The organism is Luminiphilus sp. nBUS_07, assembly GCF_051201685.1.
In the GTDB taxonomy this organism is placed as follows: domain Bacteria; phylum Pseudomonadota; class Gammaproteobacteria; order Pseudomonadales; family Halieaceae; genus Luminiphilus.
The window spans coordinates 364,501-389,084 of sequence record NZ_CP179213.1 but is presented as its reverse complement, the minus strand read 5'-3'; the positions used below and the strand labels follow the sequence as shown (position 1 = coordinate 389,084).

At 52.5% G+C, this 24,584-nt stretch carries 22 protein-coding genes and 1 tRNA gene; 15 read left to right on the top strand and 8 right to left on the bottom strand.

What is annotated here, in order from left to right:
- Nucleotides 1–35: 35 nt before the first annotated feature.
- Both folB and tsaD read right to left on the bottom strand, forming a co-directional pair.
- Nucleotides 36–401: a dihydroneopterin aldolase gene (gene folB, locus ACMAZB_RS01730; protein WP_435219049.1), complete on the bottom strand. Its 366-nt coding sequence runs from the start codon at nt 399–401 to the stop codon at nt 36–38.
- Entirely contained in the window at nt 398–1,432 is a 1,035-nt protein-coding gene (gene tsaD / locus ACMAZB_RS01725; protein ID WP_435219047.1) for a tRNA (adenosine(37)-N6)-threonylcarbamoyltransferase complex transferase subunit TsaD, read from the bottom strand. Before tsaD ends, folB begins: the two co-directional genes overlap by 4 nt.
- A gap of 161 nt (nt 1,433–1,593) precedes the next feature.
- Between tsaD and rpsU the strand changes: the two genes are divergently transcribed.
- The 8 genes from rpsU (at nt 1,594) to ACMAZB_RS01685 (ending at nt 12,418) form a co-directional block, all read left to right on the top strand.
- Nucleotides 1,594–1,809, top strand: coding sequence for a 30S ribosomal protein S21 (gene rpsU / locus ACMAZB_RS01720; protein WP_007235576.1), 216 nt, complete (start codon nt 1,594–1,596; stop codon nt 1,807–1,809).
- A 49-nt stretch (nt 1,810–1,858) separates the two neighbouring features.
- Nucleotides 1,859–2,275 (top strand): GatB/YqeY domain-containing protein, encoded by a 417-nt coding sequence (locus ACMAZB_RS01715; protein ID WP_435220109.1) that lies wholly within the window; start codon nt 1,859–1,861, stop codon nt 2,273–2,275.
- A 26-nt stretch (nt 2,276–2,301) separates the two neighbouring features.
- Nucleotides 2,302–4,221, top strand: coding sequence for a DNA primase (gene dnaG, locus ACMAZB_RS01710; RefSeq protein WP_435219046.1), 1,920 nt, complete (start codon nt 2,302–2,304; stop codon nt 4,219–4,221).
- Nucleotides 4,222–4,385: 164 nt separating this feature from the next.
- Entirely contained in the window at nt 4,386–6,203 is a 1,818-nt protein-coding gene (gene rpoD / locus ACMAZB_RS01705) for an RNA polymerase sigma factor RpoD (RefSeq protein WP_435219045.1), read from the top strand.
- Between the two features lie 318 nt (nt 6,204–6,521).
- Entirely contained in the window at nt 6,522–8,924 is a 2,403-nt protein-coding gene (locus ACMAZB_RS01700; RefSeq protein ID WP_435219043.1) for a TonB-dependent receptor, read from the top strand.
- A gap of 69 nt (nt 8,925–8,993) precedes the next feature.
- Nucleotides 8,994–9,689 (top strand): c-type cytochrome, encoded by a 696-nt coding sequence (locus ACMAZB_RS01695; RefSeq protein ID WP_435219041.1) that lies wholly within the window; start codon nt 8,994–8,996, stop codon nt 9,687–9,689.
- On the top strand, nt 9,690–10,940 hold the full coding sequence (locus ACMAZB_RS01690; RefSeq protein ID WP_435219039.1) for a cytochrome-c peroxidase: 1,251 nt from the start codon (nt 9,690–9,692) through the stop codon (nt 10,938–10,940). It abuts the gene before it with no gap.
- The gene (locus ACMAZB_RS01685) at nt 10,937–12,418 is read left to right on the top strand and encodes a parallel beta-helix domain-containing protein (protein WP_435219037.1); all 1,482 of its coding nucleotides are present in this window, start codon (nt 10,937–10,939) and stop codon (nt 12,416–12,418) included. Before ACMAZB_RS01690 ends, ACMAZB_RS01685 begins: the two co-directional genes overlap by 4 nt.
- Before the next feature lie 94 nt (nt 12,419–12,512).
- Here ACMAZB_RS01685 and ACMAZB_RS01680 read toward each other — a convergent pair whose 3' ends face one another.
- Entirely contained in the window at nt 12,513–13,295 is a 783-nt protein-coding gene (locus ACMAZB_RS01680; protein ID WP_435219035.1) for a sensor histidine kinase, read from the bottom strand.
- Between the two features lie 127 nt (nt 13,296–13,422).
- Here ACMAZB_RS01680 and ACMAZB_RS01675 point away from each other — a divergent pair, with 127 nt between their 5' ends.
- Nucleotides 13,423–14,214 (top strand): SDR family NAD(P)-dependent oxidoreductase, encoded by a 792-nt coding sequence (locus ACMAZB_RS01675; RefSeq protein ID WP_435219034.1) that lies wholly within the window; start codon nt 13,423–13,425, stop codon nt 14,212–14,214.
- A gap of 6 nt (nt 14,215–14,220) precedes the next feature.
- Here ACMAZB_RS01675 and ACMAZB_RS01670 read toward each other — a convergent pair whose 3' ends face one another.
- Nucleotides 14,221–14,799: a demethoxyubiquinone hydroxylase family protein gene (locus ACMAZB_RS01670; RefSeq protein WP_435219032.1), complete on the bottom strand. Its 579-nt coding sequence runs from the start codon at nt 14,797–14,799 to the stop codon at nt 14,221–14,223.
- 164 nt (nt 14,800–14,963) lie between these two features.
- Between ACMAZB_RS01670 and ACMAZB_RS01665 the strand changes: the two genes are divergently transcribed.
- The 3 genes from ACMAZB_RS01665 to ACMAZB_RS01655 all read left to right on the top strand — a co-directional run bounded on the left by ACMAZB_RS01665 (nt 14,964) and on the right by ACMAZB_RS01655 (nt 17,849).
- Complete coding sequence (locus tag ACMAZB_RS01665; RefSeq protein ID WP_435219030.1) at nt 14,964–16,151, top strand: phosphoglycerate dehydrogenase; 1,188 nt, start codon at nt 14,964–14,966, stop codon at nt 16,149–16,151.
- A gap of 50 nt (nt 16,152–16,201) precedes the next feature.
- A tRNA-Ile gene (locus ACMAZB_RS01660) sits at nt 16,202–16,278 on the top strand.
- A 494-nt stretch (nt 16,279–16,772) separates the two neighbouring features.
- Nucleotides 16,773–17,849: an alpha/beta hydrolase gene (locus ACMAZB_RS01655; RefSeq protein WP_435219029.1), complete on the top strand. Its 1,077-nt coding sequence runs from the start codon at nt 16,773–16,775 to the stop codon at nt 17,847–17,849.
- A 520-nt stretch (nt 17,850–18,369) separates the two neighbouring features.
- Here ACMAZB_RS01655 and ACMAZB_RS01650 read toward each other — a convergent pair.
- The gene (locus ACMAZB_RS01650; protein ID WP_435219027.1) at nt 18,370–19,209 is read right to left on the bottom strand and encodes a metal-dependent hydrolase; all 840 of its coding nucleotides are present in this window, start codon (nt 19,207–19,209) and stop codon (nt 18,370–18,372) included.
- Nucleotides 19,210–19,361: 152 nt separating this feature from the next.
- Between ACMAZB_RS01650 and ACMAZB_RS01645 the strand changes: the two genes are divergently transcribed.
- Nucleotides 19,362–20,366 (top strand): AraC family transcriptional regulator ligand-binding domain-containing protein, encoded by a 1,005-nt coding sequence (locus ACMAZB_RS01645; protein WP_435219025.1) that lies wholly within the window; start codon nt 19,362–19,364, stop codon nt 20,364–20,366.
- A gap of 69 nt (nt 20,367–20,435) precedes the next feature.
- On the opposite strand, the gene ACMAZB_RS01640 is transcribed toward ACMAZB_RS01645, so the two are convergent.
- Both ACMAZB_RS01640 and ACMAZB_RS01635 read right to left on the bottom strand, forming a co-directional pair.
- Complete coding sequence (locus ACMAZB_RS01640) at nt 20,436–20,585, bottom strand: hypothetical protein (protein ID WP_435219023.1); 150 nt, start codon at nt 20,583–20,585, stop codon at nt 20,436–20,438.
- A gap of 557 nt (nt 20,586–21,142) precedes the next feature.
- Nucleotides 21,143–21,724 carry a YSC84-related protein gene (locus ACMAZB_RS01635; protein ID WP_435213869.1) on the bottom strand — a complete coding sequence of 194 codons (582 nt, stop codon included), beginning with the start codon at nt 21,722–21,724 and terminating at the stop codon, nt 21,143–21,145.
- 181 nt (nt 21,725–21,905) lie between these two features.
- Between ACMAZB_RS01635 and ACMAZB_RS01630 the strand changes: the two genes are divergently transcribed.
- Nucleotides 21,906–22,142: a hypothetical protein gene (locus ACMAZB_RS01630; RefSeq protein ID WP_435219021.1), complete on the top strand. Its 237-nt coding sequence runs from the start codon at nt 21,906–21,908 to the stop codon at nt 22,140–22,142.
- A gap of 172 nt (nt 22,143–22,314) precedes the next feature.
- Here ACMAZB_RS01630 and ACMAZB_RS01625 read toward each other — a convergent pair whose 3' ends face one another.
- The gene (locus ACMAZB_RS01625; protein WP_435219019.1) at nt 22,315–23,193 is read right to left on the bottom strand and encodes a patatin-like phospholipase family protein; all 879 of its coding nucleotides are present in this window, start codon (nt 23,191–23,193) and stop codon (nt 22,315–22,317) included.
- Nucleotides 23,194–23,704: 511 nt separating this feature from the next.
- Between ACMAZB_RS01625 and ACMAZB_RS01620 the strand changes: the two genes are divergently transcribed.
- Entirely contained in the window at nt 23,705–24,337 is a 633-nt protein-coding gene (locus ACMAZB_RS01620) for a TetR/AcrR family transcriptional regulator (protein WP_435219017.1), read from the top strand.
- The last annotated feature ends 247 nt before the right edge of the window (nt 24,338–24,584 follow it).

Here is a 24,584-nt window from a genome sequence, read left to right as displayed (position 1 = left end):
TTAGCCCTGCGCAGTTTGAACCAAGTTACGCAAGCCTAACTAAAAGAACCATCACCGCGCTGAATCTGCACACCCACCGCATCGGCCTCGGCAACCGCCGTGGGCTTAAGCACCCGTAATTGCAGCCACTGCACACCAAACTCCTCGAGAATTAAGGCTGCAAGGTGCTCGGCGAGGGTTTCGATGAGCATAAAGGATGAACGCTCCACCTCGGCAATAACCCGTTGCGAGATCGCGGCGTAGTCAATGGCCTTGGTCAAGTCGTCGTCTTTAGCCGCAGCCCTATTATCAGTCGCCATCTCAAGATCAAAGATCAAAGGCTGGCGTATGTTTCGCTCCCAATCGTAGACGCCGATTACCGTCTCAGCGCGAAGCCCATTTATAAACACCTTATCGGTCATGCCACCTCCGGGGGGTGCAACAACATCATGGGCCAACGTGGCCGCACCTCAGCCTCATCAGGGTCCCGCTGTCCCGCCGCGAGCCTTAGCGCACCTGCATAAGCTATCATGGCACCGTTATCGGTGCACAACGCCAAGGGCGGGTAATGCACGGCAACACCCATAGGCGCCAGCTTTTCAGCCAAAACCCGCCTCAAACGTCGATTGGCGCTCACCCCACCAGCCATGACCAAGGTCTTGAGCGATTCTTGCTCCAAAGCCCTACGGCACTTAATCACCAGCGTCTCTACAACAGCAATTTCAAACGCACAGGCAATATCGGCCCTGTCCTGATCGGTAAGACCTGTAGCTTCACGACAAGCTCGAACCGTCGTTAAAGTGTGAGTTTTTAATCCGCTAAAGCTCATATCGAGGCCGGGTTGGCGAACCATTGGCCTAGGAAAATCGAAACGATCAGGATTGCCCTGCTCAGCCAGCTTTGCCACCTGAGGGCCCCCGGGATAAGGTAAATCGAGCAATTTGGCGGTTTTATCAAAGGCCTCCCCCGCTGCATCATCGACCGACTCCCCCAGCAGCGTGTAGCGACCCAAACCATCGACCCGCACCAGCTGGCTATGCCCACCGCTTACCAACAGCGCAATAAACGGGTACTCAGGAGGGTCCTCTCCCAGCATTGGGGCCAGCAAATGCCCTTCCATGTGATGCACCCCCAAGCAGGGAATGCCGAGGCCACGGGCCATAGAGCGTCCTAGGGTGGCACCGACCATGAGCGCTCCCATCAGACCCGGGCCAGCGGTGTAGGCAATGCCCTCCAACTCGCTTTTATCCAGCCCGCCCTGCTTTAACACCTCATTAATGAGCGGTAAGGTCTTGCGAATATGGTCCCTTGAGGCCAGCTCAGGCACCACGCCACCGTACTCAGCATGCACCTCAACCTGGCTGTATAAAGCCTCGGCCAACAAGCCACTATTGGTGTCGTAAACGGCGATGCCGGTCTCATCGCAGCTGGTTTCAATCCCCAAAACCTTCAAAACAGACCTCCTAAAGCCCTAGGCGCGGCAAAGTAACACGTTGATTGCCTTTGCAAAATACTGTCTGGATGCCTATACTGCGCGCCCGCCGCCGGCCTCGTCACCGAGGACAGCTGTGGAAAAACTACCAGACTCAAGTAAAAAAACAGGAATTAACGTTAATGCCCGCAGTTAAGGTTAAAGAAAACGAGCCCTTCGACGTCGCGCTGCGACGCTTCAAGCGGTCGTGTGAAAAAGCAGGTTTACTCGCTGAAGTTCGTAAGCGCGAGCACTACGAGAAGCCCACCACGATCCGTAAGCGTGCTGCAGCTGCTGCTGTTAAGCGTCACGCCAAGAAAATGTCGCGCGAAAATCGCAAGCGACAGCGTTTGTATTGATTCTTGGTAATACGACGTGACTAATCTGGTCGCTACAATCAAGGCAGAAATGAAAGCTGCCATGAAAGCCCGGGATAAGCCCCGGCTAGCGACCATTCGGCTGATTCAGTCCGAATTCAAACGGATCGAAGTCGACGAGCGCATCGAAATTGACGACGCCAGAGCGTTAACAATTCTCGACAAAATGGTAAAGCAGCGACGCGACTCAGCCACGCAGTACCGCGATGCCAATCGTGAAGAATTAGCGGCGCAAGAAGATCTAGAGATCGCCGTAATTCAGGAGTTTTTACCCGAGCAGTTAGGCGAGGCAGAAATTGCCAGCGCCATTGACGAAGCGCTTGCCTCTATTGACGCCACCGGCATGGCCGCCATGGGCCCTCTCATGGCAGTGCTAAAGCCCAAAATGCAGGGGCGCGCCGACATGGGTGAGGTCTCCAAGCTGGTTAAGGCCAAGCTCAACGGCTGATTTGAACGCGCCCCGCTTCTAGCCTCGTGGCACGCATCCCTCAAAAATTCATCGATGACTTGTTAGACCGAGTTGATATCGTCGAGGTCATTGACCGGCGGGTGAAGCTTAAAAAAACCGGCAAGAATTTTTCCGCTTGCTGCCCTTTTCACGATGAAAAAACACCCTCTTTCTCCGTAAATCCCGGCAAACAGTTTTATTACTGCTTCGGTTGCGGTGCCGGAGGTAACGCCCTTGGGTTTTTGATGGACTACGAACGGCTAGAGTTTCCTGAGGCCGTAGAGTCTTTGGCACAAACCGTCGGGTTACAGGTGCCCAAAGAAGAACTTCGACCCGGACAAACGCCCCCCCAGGACACCAACCGCCCCATCCTCGAGCAGCTGGAACAAGCCACGCGTTTTTATGAGCATAGCCTTAGGAAGCATCCCGAGGCCAAGCGCGCCGTTGCTTACTTGAAGGGTCGAGGTCTCAGCGGCGAAATTGCCCGGGCCTTTCGCGTCGGCTTTGCCCCACCAGGCTGGGACAACCTGCTCCAGACCGCCGACAGCGACACGCAGCAAATCAAGCGACTCACCGATGGTGGCATGTTGGTCACCAATGACCGCGGTCGCACCTACGACCGTTTTCGCGATCGTATTGTTTTTCCTATTCTTGACGCCCGAGGCCGGGTTATCGCCTTCGGTGGCAGGGTGCTTGGTGACGATAAACCCAAGTATTTAAACTCCCCTGAAACGCCTGTTTTCCACAAATCACGCGAACTTTACGGCCTTTACCAAGCGCGTAAATCCGAGCGCAGCCTCACTCGTATTGTCGTCGTCGAGGGCTACATGGACGTTATTGCCCTCGCGCAGTACGGCATTGGCTATGCGGTCGCCACACTGGGGACAGCAACCAGCGAAGCCCATATGGAACGGTTATTCCGCCACGTTCCCGAGGTCGTGTTTTGTTTTGACGGCGACGAGGCTGGACGCAAGGCGGCTTTTCGCGCTCTAGAGAGCACCCTGCCGGTCATGCAAGACGGGCGGCAGGCACGCTTCTTATTTGTTCCCGACGGTGAAGATCCAGACTCGCTGGTGCGCGCTCGAGGGGCAGAGCATTTGGAGCACCTGTTTTCCTCTGCCACCCCTCTGGAAGAGTTCCTGTTTGATTGGGTAGCCAAAGACTTAGATATTAGTACGCTGGATGGCCGAGCTCGATTTTCAAAACAAGCCGCACCCTACGTGCACCTCATCCCTGAGGGCGTCTTCAAAGCCCTTATGTATCAGTCGCTTGCAGATCGCACCGGTATCGACATCGACAGCCTGAAGCGGCTGCAGGCCCCGCTGCCCGACCCCCAGGTCGATCAGCCAAACAACGCCCAGTCGGGGTTTTCCCGTGAGGCTGAGGGCTATCACGACGTCGATCAAGGTTATTCCTCTGACGACAACGATGACGCGCCACCGCCCGGGTTGGACATTGAGCCGTATCCAGATTCTGAGGGGGTAAGCTCTGAGCCTCATCACGACAGCTTAACCCCTACCAGCGGCAGCAAGACCCAGAGACTACTGGGGCTGTTGGTACTCAATCCACAACTCGCCAGCACGCTGGATGCCGCGTTAATGCCCAAAGAACAGCGGCGCGATATTGCGCTTTTGACTGATGTGATTGAGAGCATTAACAGCCAGCCTGATATTTCTACCGCATCACTGCTAGGGTTCTGGCATGGCACACCGGAAGGCCAGCTGCTGACAGACCTTGCAGGCAGGGAGCCTATTGAGGATCCCAACCAGCTCTCCGAACTCGCTGATGCCTTATTTCAACAATTGCTTCGAGAGGGTCCGTTGACCCAACTCAGGCAAGAGGCTGCGCTGTTAAAAGCCAAACCCTATGAAGCCCTCAGCGATTCTGAAAAACAGGAGTTAATGCGCCTAATGCGAGACATCCGAAGCCTCTCGGGACGCAGGTAGACTCAGCTGAAAAGCCCTATTGGCGCCAAAAACCGCCGCAATAGCGCTAGACTTGGGGCCGTAGCTGGTAATAAACCGTAAATCGGTGTTTTTTAATGGTCGGAGTAGCCTTTGCGCGCTACAATCCCGCTCTTATTTTTGTCACATAATTACAGGTTCCACGCATGTCCGAAAAAGTGCACCAGCAATCACGCCTCAAAGCACTGATTGCTAAGGGTAAGGAGCAGGGCTACCTCACCTACGCCGAAGTCAACGATCACCTGCCTCAAGACATCTCTGAACCCGATCAGGTTGAAGACATCATTCAGATGATCAACGACATGGGTATTCAGGTTTTCGAGCAAGCCCCCGATGCTGACGAGTTGATTCTGACTGAAGGCGATCGGTCTGCTGACGAGATCGCTGCCGCTGAAGCCGCTGCCGCTCTCGCCGCCGTTGAAAACGAAGCCGGACGCACCACCGACCCTGTTCGCATGTACATGCGGGAAATGGGTACCGTTGAATTACTGACCCGTGAAGGCGAAATCGTTATCGCCAAGCGCATCGAAGAAGGCATTCGTGAGCTCATGGCCGCGATGGCGCACTACCCCGGTGTCGCTCGTAAACTGAGCAACGCCTATGACATGGTGGCCAAGGAAGAGCGCAAACTCTCAGACATTTTAGTGGGTTACCTCGATCCGGCAGAGCACGTCCCTTCAGCTCAAGAGATGGCTGAAGCCGCCGAAGCCGCCGCGGCCAACTCTACCGACGACGACGACACTGAAGTCGAGACAGGTCCAGATCCGGTTGAGGCAAAGAAGCGATTTACCGCATTAAAGCGGCAGTGCACCAAAACTGAAAAAGCCATTGCTACTCATGGCTACGGTCACAAAACTGCGACCGCGGAAATGAACAAATTGGGCGAGCTGTTTAAGTTCTTTAAGCTAACCCCCCGCGTTTTTGATCCACTGGTCGATGAGCCCCGCGAGTCTCTCTACATCATTCGCAAACAGGAACGGGCCATTATGCGAATTGCCGTTCGCGAATGCCGGATGGATCGCAAAGAATTTATCAAGAGTTTTGCAGGCTCCGAGAGTGATAGCCGTTGGCTTTCTCGAGTCGCTAGAAAGAAAGACATTGGTGCACGCCTCGCGCTGCATAAAGACGACATACAACGCATGCAGCGGCGTATCAGTGAAGTCGAGCAGGCAACCGGCTTGAGTGTGGCTGAGATTAAAGAAATTAATCGCCGCATGAGCATGGGCGAAGCTAGAGCTCGCCGTGCCAAGAAAGAAATGGTGGAAGCCAACCTACGTTTGGTTATCTCTATCGCTAAGAAGTACACCAACCGCGGATTGCAGTTCCTCGATCTGATTCAGGAAGGCAATATTGGCTTGATGAAGGCAGTCGATAAATTTGAATATCGACGGGGTTATAAGTTTTCGACCTACGCCACTTGGTGGATTAGACAGGCTATTACCCGATCGATTGCTGATCAGGCCCGCACCATCCGTATCCCAGTGCATATGATCGAGACCATTAACAAGCTCAATCGTATTTCACGGCAGATGCTGCAAGAAATGGGTCGTGAACCCACGCCAGAAGAATTGGGCGAGCGCATGGAAATGCCCGAGGACAAAGTCCGCAAGGTACTGAAAATCGCTAAAGAACCCATTTCTATGGAGACACCTATTGGCGACGACGAAGATTCGCACCTGGGTGACTTCATTGAAGACGTGACCATATCCAGCCCTGTCGATTCGGCCACCGAAGAAGGCCTGACTGAAGCGACCCAAGATGTCCTAGCAGGACTGACCGCTAGGGAGGCCAAGGTACTGCGCATGCGCTTTGGTATTGGCATGAACACCGACCATACCTTGGAGGAAGTCGGGAAGCAGTTTGATGTGACCCGTGAGCGTATTCGTCAAATCGAAGCCAAGGCCTTGCGTAAGCTGCGTCACCCCACACGTTCTGATTACCTGCGCAGTTTCTTAGACGAGTAATCTTGACCATAGGCTTTAGCATTAAAAAAAGTATCAGAGCGGGCTTCAACAGCCCGCTTTTTTTTTGCTCAGACTAGAAAGCGCCTCCTTCCGTCACTATAGAAGTCTGTATACGCGGACACCTGAGTACCCGCGGCGAATTAGCTCTCCTTGGGCGTTTCCTGTTCAATGAATTACCAGGAAAATTGACTATTCACAGTTTAGCAACCGCTTAAATATCCGCCATAGTGCCTAATTGCTGCGGTTGAGCCTAAGGCCAATCCGTCTTATGTTGTCATTCAATAAAAAAAATCAGTTCACACACTCAAGGATTGACCCATGCTACGAGCGACCTCGATCATTGTCGCCGCGTTAAATTTGGCTTTGTCTGGGATCACTCATGCGCAATCTGATTCTAGATTGCTTGAGGAGATTCTCGTCACCGCGCAAAAGCGGCAGCAGCAAGCGATTGACGTACCCATTGCGATCAGCACATTTTCCCAGCGAGATATCATCAATACGGGCGCACTTAATTTGCAGGATATAGGCGCCTATATCGTGGGCTTTGATGCAGGTGGAGAAAGCTTTACGCAGCAGGGCTACCAGATTCGCGGCATTTCAAGCCCAAATATTTCAACCGGCGGAGATCCGTCGGTTGCTACTTTTTACGATGACGCCTACTTACCCCGGGCTGCAACTACTGTCGCCTTCGCCGATATAGAGCGAGTTGAAGTTCTTCGTGGCCCCCAGGGAACGCTATTTGGGCGAAACGCAGCGGCGGGCGTCGTGAATATGATCCCCAATGCTCCCAGTGATACCTTCGAGGGTTTTGCACGCCTGCGAGCAGGCAACTATAACTTCATGCGTTTAGAGGGCATGGTGAACATCCCCGTCGGTGATACTTTTTCCCTGAGAGCCAACGCCCTGGTAAATCAGCGGGATGGTATTTCGGAAAATGTCGAACCCGCCGAATTTGATGCCGCCGAAAAAGGCAACTGGGCTGGGCGGCTTGCCATGCGGTGGGTACCCTCTGAGACAACAACACTTCAATTGGCCGTCGATGTCGATCGCTTCGATCAGGCTCCCAGTATGGCACTCGGTGTCAGTCCTTATTCGCTCAACACCAGCCCCTTCAGTGGGCGGTATGCCAACGATGTCATTAATGGCGAGGAAACCCGCGATATGTGGGGCATTACGGGCAAATGGTTTCAAGATTTAAATGCGCAATGGACTATGACCGCCATTGCCAACTATCGCGATTTTGAGACCACTAACAGACAAGACGAAGACGGTACGGCCGATGCCACGCGCTACTTCGATACGAATAACGTTGAAGATTCTGATATTGCTTACGGCGAGTGGCGATTTAACTACAACACCGATCGTATTAACGCGGTGATGGGCGCCACCTATAGCCACGAAAACACCTATCAACAGACTGAGGCCAACGCATTGGCAGATTCAATCGCAAGATTGGTCACCCAAGATTTCAATGCCGGCTTCGGCTTCAATATGGATCATATTTGGAAACCAGACGACTATGCCATCGCCCTGAGTGCAGTAGGCATACCTGTTACCAGCGGTGAAATTAGTGAATCCGGTGATTTTTGGTACGAATTTATTTCTGGCGCTTTAGGAGAGCCCATGTTGTTTGGACCCTCTTTCGCGGGCGAAGTCTGGAGTGAATCTATCATCAACGAGGGCGAGTTTGAGAACTACGGTTTTTACGCCGATGTCGAGTACGCGCTGAATGAACGTTTATCCCTTACTGCGGGCTTGCGCTATAGCGAAGATACCAAGGAGTTTAGCTGGTTAATTCCACCCACAACTTTTTCCGACCTTCGCCCCGGTGTCAGTAACCAAATTTTCACCGACGCCTCTGGGGAATACGCTGGGGCCGCCACAAGTCCCACCATTGCGAAGGACAGCTGGAGCAAGACGACTGGGCGGCTGGTGGCCACTTTTCGCTTGAGTGAGCAACTGATTGCCTATGGCTCTGCGTCCACCGGCTATAAAGCTGGAGGCTTCGACTCCCTTGCTATAAAAACTTCAGAAGAACCGCTGCAGCCAGAGAATTCAGAGCAATATGAGCTCGGTCTCAAGGGAGATTTGTTTAATCAAAAACTACAAATTCAGTTGGCGCTTTTCGATTTGTCAGTGGATGGTCGACAGCGGTCGGTAGAAACTCGTCCACCAGGCCAAGACAATGCGATTCCTACCGTCATTAACGTCGACTCGTCTGTTCAGGGGGTAGAGCTAAACTTAAGCTGGTCAATTACCGAGTATCTCTTGTTTACGGCACTAACCACCTACCGTGAAGAAGAGAATAAATCAGGGGAGTTTTACGATGCCAAAGGCGAGCTTACGCGTTTTGATAGTAGCGCGGACACGGCGGGCAACTACACGCTCACCCTGAACTGGCGGCCCAAATTGGCTGCAGGAAATTTGCTGGTACGCGGTGAGTACATTTACGCCGAAAACACACGCGACGCAGACGACGCCAACTACAATCCCGATTTTGAATCGATTAGCGGATATACCGATGATAGCCGCTTGGTAAATGGTCGCATTGCCTGGAGTCACCCGAAGGACCGCTGGGAATTCGCCCTGTGGGGACGAAACATTACCGATGAAGATCGCCTGAGCGGTATCAGCCAAACGACCGTAGCGGTGTTTGGAACACCGATCATTCGTATTTTAGACCCGCGAACGTGGGGTATCGAAGCCATTTACCGTTTTTAGAGGGCGCTGCCATTTACGCCGAAGTGGCTTACACTATTATCGTAAACAGGACCCCGGGGGGGAGGACCTATGAACATTGGAACGAGCCGCTGGCTAGCTTTAATCCTTGTGGCATTCGCGTTTTGGGGTTGCGGTGAAACCGGGAACTCAACCAATAACGTAAGCGACCGTGCTCAGGCATCCCAAGCACTACTCAACCCTGAACAAGTCGGTGCAAGTGACTACGGATCACAATGCCTTTCTTGCCATGGCGCTCAGGGAATTGGGCAGGAAGCGCTGCAAGCGCCTGCCCTGACCTCCCTTGACTCCGTTTATATTGCGCGCCAGCTCCGTCACTTTAGAGATGGAGTACGCGGTGCACACCCTGAAGACACCCACGGGTCGATAATGGCTGCCAGCAGTGCCGGCCTCAGTGACGCCAGCATTGCTGATCTGGCCGGTTATATCGACGCACTGCCTAATGTTTTGCCTGCCGCCACCATTAAAGGCGACGTTGCTCAGGGCGAGGATTACCACCTTAACCTGTGCTCCGCTTGTCACGGCTCCAATGCTTTGGGCAATGTGGCCCTCGAAGCCCCCGCCCTTGCGGGGCTTAACGACTGGTACGTGCTGTCACAGTATGAAAAATTCCGCGGCGGTCTGCGGGGCGCTCACCCAGAGGACCGGTGGGGTATTCAGATGGTGCGGTTAGCTCCGGCAATCACCGATACCGACATTCTAGAGTCGATTGCGGCTTATTTGGCCACCCTGCCTCCGGAAGCCTAAATGCGCCTAGTGCTCTACATTTGGTTGGCCTTAACAGCGGCAAGCTTTGCCAGTGCTAGCGAGGCTCCGAGTTTGTCAAACTTTTGCCCTCCTGCCTTGCGGCTTGATGAGACCGGACACTGCAAACTGCACAGTCAGTATTTGGCTTACGACTCACTGCATGGCAAAGGGGTTGGCGGGCCGAAAACCGGCCTTCCCCCAGTACGAGACGGTTTCACCCCGCAACAAATTGATCTCGGCCGCTACCTGTTCTTCGATCCGTTACTGTCCAAGAACGGTGAGGTGGCCTGCTCAACCTGTCACGACCCCGCGCTGGGCTTGAGTGATGGCCGACGTCTCAGCATTGGCGTGCAGGGTACTGAAATTGCGCGATCTGCACCCTCGCTGTGGAACGTCGCTTTTCTCGAGAGGTTGTTGTGGGACGGCAGCAAATCGTCGCTAGAAGCACAGTTGCAAGGGCCACTCTATGCCGATAACGAAATGGGCAATGACCCGGCCACACTGTTGGCAACACTTCAAAGCAACACAGTGTATTCGGAACTCTTCAAAGAAGCGTTTGAAGAAAACGAAGTCACGCTCGATCAGGTCTATGCCGCACTGGTCGCCTTTGAAAGCTCCCTCATTTCCCTCAACAGCCGCTATGACCTTTACGCCCATGGTGTTCACGACGCGCTCTCACCTCCGGAGAAGGAGGGGCTTAACGTTTTTCGCTCATTCGTGGCGCGCTGTGCGGAGTGCCATACCCCGCCCCTGTTTACCAACCAGCAAATTGCCGTACTGGGGGTACCCGAACGTGACGGCCGTCCCCTAGATCCGGGTGCCGCCGGCTCATCGGGAGATGCTACGCAGCGGGGCGGCTTTAAAGTTCCCAGTTTGCGCAATGTGGCACTGACTGCCCCCTACATGCATGCCGGCAATTTTGACTCGCTGCGAGAAGCCGCCGCGTTTTATACCGGCGGTAGGGGTCATGGAGTTCCCGAGGGTGAAGACCTAAGGTTGCACTGGCATATTTGGAATCCCGAGCTCACCGACGACGAGCTCGATCGCCTCGTAGATTTTCTGCAGACTCTCACAGACCAGGCGTTCTTGCCCGAAATACCGCAGCATTTGCCTTCGGGGCTCCCCCCCAGCCGTGCTGCCAGACTTGCCCCCGGGGGCAAGACTGCGTTACACCATAGGTCTAAAAATAATTCTTCACGCACTGCTCAACTGTCTGAACAACTACCTGAACAACCAAAGGCACTGCCATGACACCCTCACAAGCAATCTGTTTGCACTCGGCCCACGCCCATCGCGGCTTCAAAGCGCTGCTCGTTCTCTTCGCTTTTGCTGTGGGTAACAGCTACGCGGCTATTCACGATGTCCGTGAGGGCGACTCAATTCAAGCCGCTGTCGAAGCAGCGAGTCCGGGAGACGTTATTCAAGTACATCCCGGCTTGTACCGAGAAACCGTTTACGTCGACAAAGACGACATCACCCTGCGTGGCGTGGTGAAAGACGGAGAATGGCCTAATCTTGAGGGTGACAAGCAACTCAACGATGCCATTTTGTACTCGGGCAACGGCTTTACCGTGGAGTGGTTCAAAATAACGAACTACAAAGGCAACGCCATTATGGGGCAAGCCGGAAACAACTTTTCGATACGCAATAACTGGGTGATCGATACCGGCGTGTACGGCATCTTCCCTGAGTTTGGTGAAAACGGATTGATCGAAAATAACGTGCTCAGTGGCATCGAAGACGCCGCCATTTATGTGGGCATGAGTGATTACATCGACGTTCGCAACAACCGGGTATTTGATAACGTCGCCGGCATTGAAATTGAAAACAGCCGGCACGCCCTTGTTGAGGGCAACATTGCCCACAACAATACCGGCGGTATTTTAGTGTTTATTACGCCAGGACTGCCGATTAAAACCTCCTATGACGCCATTGTTCGGCGCAACACCGTCATCAATAACAACACGCCAAACTTCGCGATTCCCGGATCACTTGTGGCAGGCATACCCTCGGGCACCGGCATGCTGATTTTGGCCGGTGACGACGTGATTATCGAAGACAACATTATTACGGGTAACAATACCGCAGGCATCATTGTGACCAGCCAAGACTTTGCAACCGATGTCGCAGGGGACCCCGACTCAGATCCGAATCCAGACCGCGTGCAAATTATGGATAACGTGATGTTTGATAATGGCAATGATCCCGCCACCGAAGTGAAAGCATTAATGCTGACGCAGTTTTCTACCACTGGGCCCGACATCTTGGCTTTCAAAGGAGCCGCTCATGCCGATAGAGAGAGCTGCGTTAGCCGAAAGTCGGCTTACCGCACCTTTGGTCTTGGCGATTGGGGCGACTGCAATAGCCCAACTGTGCGCGCGGCGGACGCGGTAGGTTCTGCTCCCACTCTAGCCGGCACGACACGAGGGGTCAGCACGAAAATGCTGCCTGAACCCGCCGCACCCCGCGTGATTACCGTCGATGCGGACGGCGCCAAGTTGGTTTACCAAGGCATCTGTGCCGGCTGTCACACCTACAACGTACGTATGATTGGCCCACCTGTTATGGCCATCAAAGCCCAGTATGGCGAGGATGCCGGTGCCATTGCGCAGTACATTGCAGCACCCGAGAAGAAGCGGCCCGACTTTCCAACCATGCCACCGCAGAACCATCTATCTGAGGAAATGCGGCTAGAAGTAGCGAAGTATATGCTGACACTGAATAAGTAGCGTGCTGGGCTGGGGCTACCCTCAGCCCTTCAATAAACGGTCAACGGTGGCTGAACGCTGACGAAATGGTAGTGCTATAAGGCTACCTATTAGATTAAATAGCGCTGGCAAGGGGTAAACGCAAGGTCGCCACTAAGCCCAATTCAGTAGGATCCAGCGTTACAGCGCCACCCAATGATGCAGCCAAGCTTGCGCAAACCGTCAAACCAAGTCCGGCGTGACTGCCATTTAGGGCCGTTGTGACAAAGGGCAAAAAGGCGCGGTCGGCAATCTCAGCCGCCAGTCCACCCGCTGCGTCTTCAATGGTGATGATAAGTTCCTGCTCATTTACGGCCTCCACCACCTTCACCCACCGTGGCGGCACGTCCTCGTCTACCAACAGCGGGTTGTGCTCTGGGGCGTCACTATAAGCCTCAATCGCGTTATCCAAGAGATGAATAACCAGCTCCTGAAAAGCACTGGGGGCAGCCTGCACGGTCTCATCACCGGCGCGGGGTTCGTGAATAAGTGTTACGTCTGCAGCGGTAAAGCGTTTGGCCATTAGTTCGAGCGCTGTCGTCAAAGCATCGGCGGGATTAATGGTGGTAGGCGTATCGGTCGTCGTTGGAGAAAACGCCTTCATGCCGCCAACCAGTCGCGCGGCTCTCGCTATTTGGCTGTCAATACGGTCAAGCTTAACCAGCGCAGACTCGGGATCTAACGTGCCTTTTTCAATCGCTCGGCGGACATTGAATGCCGCCATACGAATAACATTGAGCGGCTGGTTAATTTCATGGGCCGCACTAGACGCCAATTTTCCCACTGAGGCCAAACGGGCACTGTGCTGCAAGCGTGCGGCGAGCTCCTCAGCGGTTGGGTGATCATCGTCTAAAGACAAAAACAGCGCTCCTCTTTGTACATTGGCAACCTTTTAATCATGCCAGAGACCAATGGGCTGGCATACCTCGCCGGTGTTCGGTAGGGTTTGTGCTCTTTATTAATGCATGACACGACAGGACGGATTTATGGATACAAACAGCCTTTTTTCTCTGGAGGGCAAGACTGCCCTGGTGACAGGTGGCTCAAGAGGCATTGGTCTCATGATTGCCAAAGGCTTTATTGCACAAGGCGCCAAGGTTTATATCTCATCGCGCAAAGCCGAAGTTTGTGACGAAGTCGCCGCTGAGCTCGGCGACAACTGCCACTCACTGCCCGCCGACATCTCCACCGTTGATGGCTGCCGTGCTCTCGCCGAAGCTATGACCGCGAAGGAGCCTAAACTCGATATTTTGGTGAATAATGCGGGCGCCGCTTGGGGTCAAGATTTCGAAGCTTTTCCAGAGAAGGGCTGGGATAAGGTGATGGACCTTAACGTGAAGTCACTGTTCTTTTTGACGCAGGCACTATTTCCCGCCTTGAAGGCTGCCGCCACAGCTGCGCGTCCAGGCAAAGTTATCAACATTGCCTCGATTGATGGCTTGCGCCTTAACCCTTGGGAGACCTACAGCTATCAGGCCTCTAAAGCCGCTGTGATTAATCTCACCAAGCGCTTGTCGGCACGTCTGATCACCGATCACATTAATGTAACGGCTATTGCCCCCGGCGCTTTTGCCTCTGAGATGAACAAAGCAGCCCGTGACTACGGCGACGCCATTGCCCCCGGAATTCCCAGTGGACGCATTGGTGCCGATGAAGATATGGCCGCGGCCGCTATCTATCTCGCTGCAAGGTCTGGAGATTATGTCGTTGGAGAAACGGTAGCTGTCGACGGTGGGGTGGTTAACGCTGCACTTCCCGAGGCGTGGGAACCTGCCTGATCGAATCTAAATTCGGCGTGCGGCCCAAACAGCCGCCGCCGAGCCGCTTTTCACTACGAATGCCCATAAACTCAGCAATGGCCCTCGCGCTTGCGTTGCAAGACCTCGAGCTTCGTCACGGTGGGCGACCTCATCGGCTTGGCAGTCTGCCAAGATCATCCGAATATCGGCGAATTTGCCTTCGGGATCTATTCGATTCAGCTGTTCTTGATAATGGTGGTCAACGAAGGTTTCCACGGCCTCAATGGTCACAAACACGCTGTTTGCTCCCAGCATTGCCGGCAAAGCCCCAGTCAACCAACCCATGACGCGCCATAAAGGCAGTAACCGTGTGTGTTGGCTCTCCTGAAGCAGCGCAGTAATACGCTGCAAATGTGTTTCTTCGGTCGCCAGATGGTGTTGTGCAAATTCCCTGACAGCGGCATCCCGACTTACGGCCAAAATACCCCGGTAAATCATGACTGCACCCATTTCGCCAGCGTGGTCAGACCTGAGATCTGCTATCAACCACGCAGGTAAGCTGTGCCGGGACGCATTGGCGGCGTTAGGCACTGATTGTGACGGTTGGCGGACAGGGTTGGACATGAGTTCTCCAGATTGACAGGTTCTACAGTAACGAAAGTCGACACGAAATCCCGTCAGATCCAATAAATACCTATGATTTCTGTTAATCTGCGTCCCGCGCGTGGATATTTCTATCCATTTCCGCCCCAAACCCCTTCATCGCGAGCGATACAGCGAAAAAAATCATGTTTAAAATTCGTACGTTTAATGCCATCTCGGTCAGAGGACTCGAGCGATTTCCCCGACAATCCTACGAGGTAGGTAGTGAAACCGGCAGCGCCGATGCCATGTTGCTACGCAGCCACAAGCTGCAAACTGACGAAATTTCTGCGTCGGTAACTGCCATTGCCCGAGCAGGTGCCGGCGTAAACAACATTCCCGTGAGCCATTGCACCGAGCGTGGTATTCCGGTTTTTAACACCCCTGGCGCCAACGCCAATGCCGTCAAGGAACTTGTCGCTGCAGGTTTGCTATTGGCCTCTCGAGATATTCTGGGCGGCATAGATTTTGTTAACAGCCTTCCTGAGGACCTTGACGAACAAGCGATGGGCCCACTGCTTGAGGCAGAGAAAAAGCGCTTTGCAGGAGCAGAGCTCAAGGGTAAAACCCTAGGGGTTTTAGGGTTGGGCGCCATTGGTAGCTTGGTCGCCCAGTTAGGCCTCGAACTGGGGATGGATGTCATTGGCTATGACCCCGCCATTTCCATAGAAGCGGCATGGCAGCTGCCCAGCAGCGTCAAGCGCATGGAAAATATGCAGGCGCTATTTTCGCGTGCCGATTATATTTCGATTCATGTCCCCGCTATCGAAAGCACACACCACCTGATTAATCAGGACACCTTGAAGTATTTCAGAGCTGACACCTGTTTGCTGAACTTTGCACGAGAGCAAATTGTAGACACCGAGGCGGTTACTGCCGCTCTGGATGACAAGGGGTTAGGACGCTACATCACCGACTTCCCCCACCCTCTGCTACGTGGGCGCAAAGACTGCATTCTTATGCCCCACATCGGTGCCAGCACCGCAGAGGCTGAGGAAAATTGCGCCATTATGGGGGCCAATCAAATTCGCGCTTTCTTGGAGCACGGCAACATTCGCAACTCCGTCAACTTTCCCAGGTTGGAATTGGAGCGCACGACCGGTTCGCGTATTGCGATTACCAATACCAACTTACCCGGCACACTGAGCCATATTTTGGCGGCCATTGGTGATAGCCAAATCAACGTCGTGGATCTGTTAAACAAAAGCCGCGATGAAATTGCGTATAACCTGATTGACCTCAACACCACACCACCTGCTGACCTACTAGAACAGCTGCACGGTATTGAGGGCGTCATTAATGTTCGCTGCATCCCAGATCAGGCTGCAGATTGAGTAATTTCAGCTGCTAGGAAAGACCAAACATCTGATAAACTTTCGCTTTCGGGCCCATAGCTCAGTTGGTTAGAGCAGTCGACTCATAATCGATTGGTCGTAGGTTCAAGTCCTACTGGGCCCACCACTTCACATGCGTTCGTGTTGAACCGGCAGGACTATTCCAGCCAGCGCGCAGAGCGCTGAGGCGTTCGCTGGCTCAAAGCGGTGCTTCTCGAAACCCCACCTCACCCTACTGGGCCCACCGCTTACCACTCTCGCACATCCATGTGCTCCGCGGCACTTGGACGTCCTGTCCGTCGCACTGCGTTCGCGCGCCTAAAGGTACGACACAACGGTGTACTGCGATTAACCTTTGGTCTGTGGTCTGTGGTCTGTGGTCTGTGGTCTGTGGTCTGTGGTCTGTGGCATATTGGCTTGTGTGTCAGCCCAATTGGCTACTCTCCTTATGAAAAAATTTTCCAATCCAAGACGGAAAAACCGCTGCGCTTCGTACAATAACCAATATTTCCATTCAGATGTAACACTATGCCTCACCAGTTCTCGCAGGCGCTGACTGCGCCATGCTCGCACTCTAAAACTGCCACGGTAACGCTATTCAGATGGCTGGTGATTTCCGTCATGCTCCTGGTTACCCCTGCCGTGTCTTCAGACCCAATAAGCCGATTCGCTTCATTACTCCAGGCCCTACAAACAGTAAGAGACCCGAAAAGCGGGGGCGCAGAAGATCCTGGCAATGGCACACCTGTAGTCAGTGCGATGCCCTCTTATACGGTTCTATTAGATAGCGATATTGTTTATGCCAAAGGGCTGAGCCAAAACAGTTCCAGCACCTCTGAAGTAAAGCAATCCCAATTCCTAGATGTCTACCAGCCTGACAACGACGTCGAAAATCGGCCTGTCTTCATGTTCATTCACGGGGGCGGCTTTAAGGGCGGTACCAAGACCAAACCAGAAATTATCGAAATGGCCAATTACTTCGCCTCCAGAGGGTGGGTGTTCGTGTCCGTCGATTACAGGACCGCAAGTGACCTGGGGACGATAGAGGGCCTTTCGGCAGATGAGGTACTGGCGTTGTATACCGGCATTGCACCCCGTGAATGGATCGTTTTTGGCCAGGCGGGGGCAGAGACGCCGGAGGAAGTGCAGCAGAGCGTCGCCATGTATGCTGCACAGCGGGATGCCAAAGCAGCGCTGCGCTGGATGGTCGCTAACGCTCCCTCCTACAGTATCAATACCGATTTTATTTCAGTAGGCGGGGCGTCAGCAGGAGCCATAACGGCCATCGCCTTGGGCGCCTCAGAACTCGAGGACTTCCGAGATGAAATACTCGTGAGCGATGACCCTACACTGGCCGGCACCAACCTCGACGAAAGCTATTTGGTACAGAGCGTAGTGTGGTTCTGGGGTTCAAAGATAAAACTGGACTTATTTGAAGCCATATACGGATTGAATCGATTCGATAGCGGGGACCCTGAATTATTCATGGCCCATGGCACCGATGATTTGAACCCCAGCACCCCTTTTTCAGAGGCTTCTGAATTACAGGGAATATATGACCCCTTGGGGGTTCACAATGAACTGGTGCCCCTTGAAGGGCGTGGCCATGGTGCCTGGAATGCCACTGTGAACAGTAAGAGCCTGTTTGAATTGTCGTTCGACTTTCTTGTTGCCAGACAAAATTTGACCGTCGAATAATGCGGAGCCAAAAAGCCCACGTTCCTTGAAACGATTATTGCCGAAAGCCCACGCGGGCTTGCCCCTGAGGACTACCACAGTAATCTCTGGGGGGGGGTGACTGATAAGAGTCTAGCCGGACCTCCCCCATCCTCATAATCGATTGGTCGTAGGTTCAAGTCCTACTGGGCCCACCATTCTCACTGATTCATTCATAAGAGACATAGGAGCAGGCCGCACCTGCCCCACCCATTCTAGTACCGCCAATCAGGGCGCCACCTGAGACATTGCCTCTTTTCGCTGGTAAGGATTCCAGCTGAACAACACTCAGTCAGCAAGGAAGCGAGTGAAAACCGCATGGCATGAACTGTTGAGTGCCGTCGCTCGAGATTGAACGGAAATAAATTGCATGCCTAACACAGTGAACAGGGTTTTAGGGTCAAAAAGCGCCAACTTTTCCAGATCAGCAAGCCCTGTCAAAAGAATCAGCGAGGGTGTGTACTCTCAACAGGGCGTTTATATTTCCTTTACCTAAATCGACCTATGCTGTGTATTGGTCTTGCCATGACTTTAAGAGTGATCTGTTATCCATATCCCAAGGATGGAAATCTTGCTGGAAAAACGCTTTATAGGCAGGGATATGAGCTCTGATAAAACCGTCTTTTGAAAATAAAAATTTAGAGAAACTTTTAAAGGTTTTCCACTTCCAAAGTTGCTTATCATGATGCAGCATTTTGGCGGCCACCGAAAACGTATCTTTGAACAGAACGAACACTGTAAGGCGCATCACTCTCGCCCGCATTTCATAACTGCCGCCAATTTGATTGTAGATATCGAATGCAACAGATTTGTGCTCAAGCTCTTCAAGCGAATGCCACTGCCAAAGCTCAGCTATAGGTTGGGGCATATTTTTTATTAAACGCCCTTCTAGAAGGTTTTGGCCAAAGGTGGCAGTGAAATGCTCCGCTGACACAGTTGCAGCCAGATTGACACGAGGAGTGAACCGTGGATTCTTTTTTGTACTTTTAAGTCGGTTCAGAAAAACCCTCTCCAGCGTAGCTAAATCATAGCCTCGTTTTTGGCATAGCAGCCTATTATATTTTCGATGCTCTCGGCTGTGTATAGCCTCTTGCTGGTAAAAGTCTTTTACTTCGCTGGCTAACTTTGGATCCGTGATGCGGTCTTCGTAAGTTCGAACAGAGTCAATAAAATTTCGCTCGCCTGATGGAAAACTAATGCTCATGGCATTAAAAAACGCAGTTAAAAATGGATCATTATCTGCCCAATCAGTCGCCAGAATCTTGTCCAGCTCAAATGTCATATTTCTAACCTTAATAGCAAGATCATTCGGCATTGTGGATTCTGAGTTTATTGCAGTCATAGCTCTCACCTGATTTAGATTGCGTAAACGATATCAACTCAACGCCTGATAAATGGGGATTTTTTCAGCCATTCTTGGGGATATTTTCAGTCATCTGGGGTAAGATCTCAGACGATTGAGACAAATTAAACTTGAACAGTTAGGCCAATGCGGTGACCTACCAACCGATACTTAATCATCTATTCGAACAGCTGCTCATGATATTGGCAGAGCAAGGCGTCTCTTCACATCAGCTTTTTGAGTTGCCCGAGCTCGGCACATTTAAAGGTCAAGAAACGCAAACCATAGAGCGAGCTAAAATTCTTAACCTGCTTCAGGCTGGAGCTGCTCTGACCAATGACCCTACATTGATGATTCGTCTCGGACAAAGAACCGATATAACTAGTCTGGGCATCTTTGGTTTTGCGTTGATGAGTTGCGCTACCCTACAGGAGGCACTCAAGCTTTTACTCCGCTACGAATCCATTATCGGCCCAGGGTTTCCCTTTCAGACCTTGGAGTCAGATGAGGATATTATTCTGCGCATCTATATTGATATAGGCAATCCACTGCAGAAAAGACTCCTTACTGAATTGGCGTTTTCCCAAATAATACGGATTGCCCAAATTCTTACTCATCGTGTGACCAACCAGGGCGAACTTCGCTTCAGTCATGATGGTGCGAGCAGCCTGCAGGCCTATAAGGCCATCCTTAGCGTACCCATTAAGTTCAACCAAAGTCATAGTGAATTAGTGATCTCTAAAAGTATCATTAAAGCCAAAATCACTTCTTCTAATCCGGTGGCACACGTGATTTTTCAACAGCAATGTGAGGATTTGTTGCGCGGACTAAACAGGATAGAGAATTTCTCTGCTGCTGTAAGGCGAATCTTAATTCAGGCTGGTGGCAAATTCCCTGATATCAATCATATCGCTAGAACACTGCATGTGAGTGAGAGCACACTCAGACGTCGTCTCAGAAATGACGGCAATAATTTTCGCATGATATGCGATGAGGTAAGAAATATTTTGGCACGTCAATACCTCGCAGCGACTGAACTCACTGTTGCGGATATCGCCTCGTTATTAAACTACAGCGAACCCGTGAGCTTTCGCCGCGCCTTTGTGCGCTGGAACGGTATGACGCCTAGGGATTATCGTCAACAGAAGGCGACGTGAGAAAAAACATCCGACTATGGGAACTGACTCATAGATGGAAGTCGGTGGGGGTGACCAAAATTTTACCCGCTAGAACACGGGAACAGGCGTCCAGATAAAGTTCGAGGCAATCCAGTCGCCCTGCAGTCGCGCCCTACCCTCATACTCTTTGATGTAACGCACTGACACGTTGAACTGAGGCGTAAACCAGTAAGCCGCCTCCACACCGAAGGCATGCACTTCGCACTTCGCACTTCGCCCTTAGCATTGGGATCCAAGCCCAAATAGGTGATCGTCGGCCTCTTGTCTTTCTAGAGAAGATTTTTACTAACGCGCTAAAAGGTTCCATCACAACGCTCAATTTGGTCCTGCAAGGATCAATCGGCGAGGTTGGTTCGGCCTCCGCTCGATGTTGGATTGGGAAATCTTGTTATGAATCTTTAGCTTGCTGAATTCGGTTTGGTCTATGGTTCAGCCGAGGTTCGGGATAGATTCGGACTGCCTCAAATCGAAAATTAGCATCCAGAAAAGACCTTACGATTCTTCCGCTTTTCAGAGTCCAGCCGGACTCTACCCCATCCTCATAATCGATTGGTCGTAGGTTCAAGTCCTACTGGGCCCACCACTTCACATCCGTTCGTGTTGAACCGGTAGGACTATTCCTGCCCGCGCGAGACGCTTGGGCGTTCGCCGGCTCGAAGCCGTGCTTCTCGAAACCCCATCTCACCCTACTGGGCCCACCATTTTCTATGCCAAAAAAAAGGCCGCTATCAAGCGGCCTCATCTAACTCTGTGGGCTAATCGTCCAACGCTTCGAATTTGAACTTTTGGCCGCCCAGCGTGGCTTCGTACATCAGACCGCCTTTGGCAATCGTGAAGATCGCCATACCACTGCGACCATCGTACTGCTTATTTTCAGCGGTTACGTCGTTAGAGTCGGCGTCGGTCCCGGCAGACGCAGTGCCACCGCCACCAGTTGAAGTCGAAGCCGTTGCGCTCGCGGTGAGCGCCACCGCAGTCGCCTGTGCACCAAACTCAAAATTGCCCGACGTGAAGTCGTTGTAGGAGCGCTCATCTCTGAAGAAAATCATTTGGCTATACACCTGTCCGCCTAACTGCAGGCCATAGGTGATTTGACTCATTTTTACCTTGCCCGTCCGCTCGCCATCCCGATAGACAAAACCCTTACCGTGCGCACCACCAATGCCAATGCCGCCTTTTCCAATACTGGGGAACACTGCGTAGCCATAAGCGTCCTCAATAAACTCGCCAGCACCCGCCGTGCGGAAATTCTCCAGTGTCGTCTCGACCTCATCAGCCAGCGCCGGCTGGATCATGAACGCACAAAAACTCAGCACTATGGCTCTCACAATTTGCATAAATCTCTCCCCTTTAGAAATTGTCTTCCGACATACCATCAAGACATGCCAACACGCTATGGTATATCAACAGGAACCGAACAAATGTGCAATAAGTGACACACTGTACTGGCGCCCCACCATCTAAGGCGACCACCAGGGAATCGGCTGGTGTCTTTTACCCGATGCACAGGCGCAGTACTTGGGCTCTCCCAAGTTCAACAACGACGGCTGCTACATGACCTCCTACTCCGCCCCGTCTTTCAAAGATCCCGGGGGGTTCTCGATCACCATTTGTGACGCGGACGGTTGGATGTACAGCGAAGACGGCATGCTGAATGAGTGCAACATGAGCTTGAACGAGGATGGCTCTTTTGATGCTCGCTTTGGTGATTGTGGCGACGTCGAAAACCATCTCCCGACCGCTGAGGGCTGGTAATACCTTCTCCGCATCTACGAGCCGAAACTGGAAGAGCTACAAGACTTCCGGCTTCCCGAGATGAAGAAGATCAGCTGATCATGCCGACTGGGGCCAGTCGGCCCCACCGATGCCGCTCTCTTTTTCAAGAATAGTGATGGTGTCCCGGCGCGCACCGCGCGGGGAAAAAAGTTCAGGAGAGCAAACCTAGCGCCCGCTCTGCGCTCTCGTAGCCCAGCTCGACCATCTCTTCCGCGCGGTCGAACTCGAGAGTGCCACAGGCGTTACGAGGAATTTCGACCACGACGTCCGGTGGGTAGATGGCAAGCTTGTGCCGCGCAATCGCACCCTGCATAGCATCGAAAGTCTGGTTGGCAATATCGAACATATCCATATCGATATCGATATCGACTTTGCTCACCGAACGCCGGGCGAGGCCTTCAATGTAAGTCTGCACCTTTTCACGAAGACCATTTTGACCTTCCACCGTCACTTCTTTCACGGGCTGGGCATAGGCGAGCGGCTTGCCGTTGAGATTCACCGCCAGCTTCAAGCTGGTAGCGTCGTTAAAGGTCGGTGCAATAGGCACCGGATTCAGAATGCCTCCATCAAGCAGGCGCTGCTCACCCACCTGGGCCGGGGTAAAAAACAGCGGCAGTGAAATGGACGCCCGGATGGCATCAAATACTGGACCGCGATTTAGCCAGACCTCCTTTTCATCTTCGATATTCGCGGCGACAGCCGTGAACGTAATCGGCAACTCTTCGATGCGGTGATTACCGACCAGCTCTTTTAACGTTTCGATAATCCGGTCACCTTTTACAAATCCGCCATCACTCAAAGTTACATCCAGCAGCTTCACAATATCGAGCTTGTCGAGGGCCCGCAGCCAATCAGTAAACTCAGCCAATTTCCCACAGGCGTATATTCCACCCACTAGGGCGCCCATTGAGCAGCCGCTGATAGATGCAATCTTATAATCGTGTTCCTCCAGCCAGCGGATCACGCCTATATGTGCCATGCCTCGGGCACCGCCGCTGCCGAGGATCAGGGACAGTGATTTATCGCTCATAGGGAAACTCCAGAAATCATGTCGACGCCCCCACCTAGTTTATTAACGCCGCAACGCCATCTGCGGAACAAACCGCCGCGACTGACTTAACCAAACTTATTTAGGTTACCAACTCGTCGTTTTTACTCATGCCGACAACCTGTACGTGAAATGAGAAAATCTTCACATCCGCTGTCGTAGCAAAGTGCGAGTTGAATAGGTTAGAGCTAACGTCACGGCAAATAAATCTCTATAAGCGACAGATTCCGTGGGTCCCTGTGGGTTACCTCAGGCCTTTTTAGCTTAAGAATAAATTGAGCGTATTTAGTAGACGCCCAGTGCGCGATCCTTTCCCAGTGCGAGTTGGACGCGGGGCTCAGCAATCTCCTTGAGCTATTGAGGTTGTGTGGCTAGGTGCAGCGGCTTAATGCCCACAAAAGTTTTTGCTTGCCGGAATTCATCAATAGTACGATGCGGATTTCTGAGAAGACAAAAATCAAAAGCGTGTGTCTTCACACGCAAGATTTATGTCGTGCTCATCGATCACGCAGGCGAAGAAATCATGGCCAAAAAAATCGGCATACCCGCTCGCCAACCGACGAGAAAGCCCGGGGTGGAGCGTTACAACCGCATTATTGCAGCGGCTGAATATTTGATTCTCGAAGCGGGGTCACTTGAGACGATCACGCTCGATGCAGTTGCCAAGCAAGCCGCTGTACCACGAGCATCGCTTTACTATTTTTTCGCGTCGATTGAGTCGCTGCTGGATGCGCTTTATCAGCGTGGTATGCAGAAAATGGTGGCCGAACTGCCCCAACCGCCAAGTGCCCCTGATTGGCGTGAAGTGATGGTGCTATATATCGACAGCGTGCGCGATTTCTATCTCAAGAACCGTGTGGAGATGATTCTCGCGCTGCTCCCGGTATCGCTTGTAGCGGTCAACACAGTGAGCCGTGATTTTGGGGGAGCGCTGTTTACATTGCTTCACCAGCAGGATTTGGTGCCCAAAACGCGACGAACTGCAAGGGCCTGCGAAATATGCTCAGAACTTGCAGATCTTGTGTGGCGTAAATCTCTCATTGAAAAGGGGACCCTCACCCCGACCTACCACAAGGAAGCAAAGCGCGTTGTGCTTGCCTACCTCGAGTCGGTGCTCGCAGACTGATACAAAGGTGATTGCGGCATCGCTTCACTAAGCGCCGCCGACATGCCGAGAGCTGCCAACGGTGCAAAAGGTGACAACTTGCTCTCAAATCCTCGATTTTCCCTTTCCTTTGTAGTTATCCGAAAGTTACATTAAGCTAACATTTGTTTGTTATTGAAAAGCCAGCATGAGTAGCGTCCCTTTTAAGGGGTCGAGTGCTCACAGGCTAAGTTAGCGGCCGTTAACTTTGATGACAGCTTAACGAATA

Bases quoted from the DNA above. Each gene is read 5' to 3' on its own strand.
- folB (WP_435219049.1), bottom strand. From the start codon at position 401: ATGACCGATAAGGTGTTTATAAATGGGCTTCGCGCTGAGACGGTAATC.
- rpsU (WP_007235576.1), top strand. From the start codon at position 1,594: ATGCCCGCAGTTAAGGTTAAAGAAAACGAGCCCTTCGACGTCGCGCTG.
- ACMAZB_RS01715 (WP_435220109.1), top strand. From the start codon at position 1,859: ATGAAAGCTGCCATGAAAGCCCGGGATAAGCCCCGGCTAGCGACCATT.
- rpoD (WP_435219045.1), top strand. From the start codon at position 4,386: ATGTCCGAAAAAGTGCACCAGCAATCACGCCTCAAAGCACTGATTGCT.
- ACMAZB_RS01700 (WP_435219043.1), top strand. From the start codon at position 6,522: ATGCTACGAGCGACCTCGATCATTGTCGCCGCGTTAAATTTGGCTTTG.
- ACMAZB_RS01695 (WP_435219041.1), top strand. From the start codon at position 8,994: ATGAACATTGGAACGAGCCGCTGGCTAGCTTTAATCCTTGTGGCATTC.
- ACMAZB_RS01690 (WP_435219039.1), top strand. From the start codon at position 9,690: ATGCGCCTAGTGCTCTACATTTGGTTGGCCTTAACAGCGGCAAGCTTT.
- ACMAZB_RS01685 (WP_435219037.1), top strand. From the start codon at position 10,937: ATGACACCCTCACAAGCAATCTGTTTGCACTCGGCCCACGCCCATCGC.
- ACMAZB_RS01675 (WP_435219034.1), top strand. From the start codon at position 13,423: ATGGATACAAACAGCCTTTTTTCTCTGGAGGGCAAGACTGCCCTGGTG.
- ACMAZB_RS01670 (WP_435219032.1), bottom strand. From the start codon at position 14,799: ATGTCCAACCCTGTCCGCCAACCGTCACAATCAGTGCCTAACGCCGCC.
- ACMAZB_RS01665 (WP_435219030.1), top strand. From the start codon at position 14,964: ATGTTTAAAATTCGTACGTTTAATGCCATCTCGGTCAGAGGACTCGAG.
- ACMAZB_RS01655 (WP_435219029.1), top strand. From the start codon at position 16,773: ATGCTCCTGGTTACCCCTGCCGTGTCTTCAGACCCAATAAGCCGATTC.
- ACMAZB_RS01650 (WP_435219027.1), bottom strand. From the start codon at position 19,209: ATGACTGCAATAAACTCAGAATCCACAATGCCGAATGATCTTGCTATT.
- ACMAZB_RS01635 (WP_435213869.1), bottom strand. From the start codon at position 21,724: ATGCAAATTGTGAGAGCCATAGTGCTGAGTTTTTGTGCGTTCATGATC.
- ACMAZB_RS01625 (WP_435219019.1), bottom strand. From the start codon at position 23,193: ATGAGCGATAAATCACTGTCCCTGATCCTCGGCAGCGGCGGTGCCCGA.